General features: G+C 72.5%; 4 protein-coding genes and 1 pseudogene. 3 read left to right on the top strand and 2 right to left on the bottom strand.

Annotated elements, in window-relative coordinates:
• Together SACSA_RS0110680 and SACSA_RS0110685 are read left to right on the top strand one after the other, a co-directional pair.
• On the top strand, positions 1-1,487 hold a 1,487-nt coding region (locus SACSA_RS0110680; protein WP_019815764.1), incomplete at its 5' end, for an MFS transporter.
• Between the two features lie 10 nt (positions 1,488-1,497).
• Positions 1,498-2,004 (top strand): DUF2771 family protein, encoded by a 507-nt coding sequence (locus SACSA_RS0110685; protein ID WP_028661765.1) that lies wholly within the window; start codon positions 1,498-1,500, stop codon positions 2,002-2,004.
• Between the two features lie 50 nt (positions 2,005-2,054).
• On the opposite strand, the gene SACSA_RS0110690 is transcribed toward SACSA_RS0110685, so the two are convergent.
• Positions 2,055-2,441: a cold-shock protein gene (locus tag SACSA_RS0110690; RefSeq protein ID WP_019815767.1), complete on the bottom strand. Its 387-nt coding sequence runs from the start codon at positions 2,439-2,441 to the stop codon at positions 2,055-2,057.
• A gap of 156 nt (positions 2,442-2,597) precedes the next feature.
• Here SACSA_RS0110690 and SACSA_RS0110695 point away from each other — a divergent pair, with 156 nt between their 5' ends.
• Complete coding sequence (locus tag SACSA_RS0110695) at positions 2,598-2,831, top strand: hypothetical protein (RefSeq protein WP_019815769.1); 234 nt, start codon at positions 2,598-2,600, stop codon at positions 2,829-2,831.
• Here SACSA_RS0110695 and SACSA_RS26760 read toward each other — a convergent pair.
• Positions 2,797-2,976: pseudogene (locus SACSA_RS26760) on the bottom strand (HAD family hydrolase); the annotation flags it as partial. The gene SACSA_RS0110695 and the pseudogene SACSA_RS26760 overlap by 35 nt on opposite strands.

Genomic DNA, 2,976 nt, shown 5'->3' on the forward strand with positions numbered 1-2,976 from the left:
ACGAACGCTACGACACCGGCGGTTACGCCCCCGGCCAGCGGCGCGCGGCGTTCGACGCGCCGGAATCGCGGGACGAGACCACGACCCGGCACGGGTTCGACGCGGCCGAGGCCCCTGCCCGCATGCCCAAGAAGCTCACCGTCACCCGGGTCGCGGCACTCCGCGGGCGTGAACTCGGCGGGAACGCGGTCGCGGCGTTCCAGCGCGCGACGAAGGCCGACGGCGCCGACAAGTCGGGCCTGACCTCGCTGACCTACGCGGTGATGCTGAACTACGCCAGTGACGCCGCGATGGCGGTGGCACTGGCCAACACCTTGTTCTTCGCCGCCAGCAGCGGCGAGAGCCGGGGCAAGGTGGCGCTCTACCTGCTCATCACGATCGCCCCGTTCGCGCTGGTGGCGCCCGTGATCGGCCCCGCGCTCGACCGCATCCAGCGCGGCCGCAGGCTGGCGATGTGCGTCGCCTCGGTGGGGCAGGCACTCATGTGCGTGGTCATGGCGCTGAACTTCGACACCTGGATGCTCTACCCGGCCGCGCTGGGCAAGATGGTGCTGTCGAAGTCGTTCATGGTGCTCAAGGCGGCCGTCACACCCAGAGTGCTGCCCCCGGAGATCGGCCTGTCCACGACCAACGCCCGGCTCGCCGTGTTCGGGCTGGCGGCGGGCGGCGCGTTCGGCGCGGTCGCCAGCGGCTTCAACTGGGCGTTCGGTTCGGCGGGGGCGCTGTGGTTCACGGCCGTGCTCTGCGCGGCGGGGGCGGCGCAGGCGATGCGCATTCCGGCCTGGGTCGAGGTGACCGAGGGCGAGGTGCCCGCGTCGCTGCGCACGGCACGGCCCGCGGTGTCCAAGCGCGCGCCCATGGGGCGGCACGTCGTGGTCGCGCTGTGGGGCAACGGGTCGGTCCGGGTGCTCACCGGCTTCCTCATGATGTTCGCCGCGTTCGCGGTCAAGGCGCAGACCGAGACCGAACAGCAGAGTCCGTTCGTGCAACTGCTGCTGCTCGGCGTGATCGGCGCCGCGGCCGGGGCGGGCGGGTTCCTCGGCAACGCGCTCGGGTCCCGTCTGCACTTCGGCAAGCCCGACCAGGTGATCGTCGGCTGCCTCGCGGGCGCGTTGCTGTCCACCGTCGTCGCCGCGGTGCTGTCCGGTCTGGCCACGGCGGCGCTGGTCGGCCTTGTCGGCGCGACGGCGAGCGCGCTGGCCAAGAACAGCCTCGACGCGGTGATCCAGCAGGACATGCCCGAGGAATCCCGGGCCTCGGCGTTCGGGCGGTCGGAGACGGTGCTCCAGCTCGCGTGGGTCTCCGGCGGCGCGGTCGGCCTGCTGCTCCCGCCGACGTACTGGATCGGGTTCCTGGTGATCTCGGTACTGCTCGCCCTCGGGCTCACGCAGACCTGGCTGGCCCGGTCCGGATCGTCGATGCTGCCCACGCGCCGTCGCGCCCGTGCGGGGCGACCCGAGGCCGCGCCCGTGGGAGGCGACTCGTAGTCTCGCCGACATGCGACGTTCAGTAGTAGCGCGGGTGGCGCTGCTGGCCGGTGCCGTGGCGGCCGTGGCGGGATGCTCGGCCCCGCCCCAGCCCGAGGTCACGTTCTTCGCCGACGGAGACACCGAGCGCGCCGCACCGCTGCGGTACTGCGACGCGCTACTGACCTCGTGCGAACCGACCCGGGGCGAACCCGCGACACTGGACGTGCGGCCGGGCATGCCCGTGCAGGTGTCGGTGCCCAGCGAGGTCGCGCGGACGCCGTGGGTGGTCAACATCCAGTACCTCGACGACCAGGGGCGACCCCAGCCGGTGCGCCAGGAGGTGTTCACCAGCGGCGAGCGGCACGCCTACACCGCGCTGCCCGAGGCGCCCGGCGACCAGTTGCTCGTGGTCGAGGTGCAGCAGCTCGGCGCGGCCTACGCGGCCGACGCGCAGGGCGACCCCATCCTCGACGAGGCGGGGGAGCCTCAGCTCGTCGCCCGCGCGGTGTGGTCGCTGCGAATCCAGCCCTCCTGAGCCCCGGCGCACCCCCGCGCGGCGGTGCCGCACACGGGCCGGGACAGGCGTCACGGGTCCAGGTCGCGGGCCACCGCGCGCATCACCTCGGCGATGCGCTTGGTGTACTTGCGCTCCGGGTAGCGGCCCTTGCGCAGGTTCGGCTGCACCCGCGCCTCAAGCAGCTTGATCATGTCCTCGACCATGCCGTGCAGTTCCTCGGCGGGCCTGCGCCGCGCCTCGGCCACCGACGGCGGCGGGTCCAGCAACCGCACGGAGAGCGCCTGCGGACCGCGCTTGCCGTCCGCGACCCCGAACTCAAGGCGCTGACCGGCCTTGAGGGCTTCCACACCCTGCGGTAGCGCGGACTTGCGGATGTAGACGTCCTCGCCTCCGTCCTGCGTGACGAAGCCGAACCCCTTGTCCGCGTCGTACCACTTGACCTTGCCGGTCGGCACTGCCCTCACCGTTCCTTCGCTCTCCTGCAACTCCGCCCCCACCGGCGGCCTCGCACGACGAACGCGCCCCAGGCGTACCCAGGACGCGCACCGGACAAGCCTATCTCGCCGGACGCGTCACGGCGAAGGTGATCGCGTCGCTCTAAGATGTCCGGCATGGAGACCGCTGTCCACGACAAGGGTTCGACCGCCACGGGAAAGACGTGGCTGATGCGGGTCGGCATCGGGTTGTTCGCGCTCGGCATGGTGGCCGTGGTCGCGGTGTTCGTCCTGTTCGCGGCGGGACTGTCGGACCTGCCGGTGTGGCTGTCCGCGTTCGCCGGTGTGGTGACGCCGTTGGGCCTGGCGCTGGGCCTCATCTCCCTCGTGCGCGAACACCGTCGCCCGTGACACCGGACACACCGTCGGCGGCGCGAGCCTGAACGGTGGCGAGCCAGGCGGGGAACTCGGCCAGCGAGCCGAGCACGACGTCCGCGCCCGCGTCGAGCAACTCGGCCCGGTCGCAGGGGCCGGTGGTCACGCCGACGGCGAGCGC

This window comes from Saccharomonospora saliphila YIM 90502 (assembly GCF_000383795.1).
Classification (GTDB): domain Bacteria; phylum Actinomycetota; class Actinomycetes; order Mycobacteriales; family Pseudonocardiaceae; genus Saccharomonospora; species Saccharomonospora saliphila.

Coding starts and splice junctions, on each gene's coding strand:
- SACSA_RS0110685 (WP_028661765.1), top strand. CDS start 1,498: ATGCGACGTTCAGTAGTAGCGCGGGTGGCGCTGCTGGCCGGTGCCGTG.
- SACSA_RS0110695 (WP_019815769.1), top strand. CDS start 2,598: ATGGAGACCGCTGTCCACGACAAGGGTTCGACCGCCACGGGAAAGACG.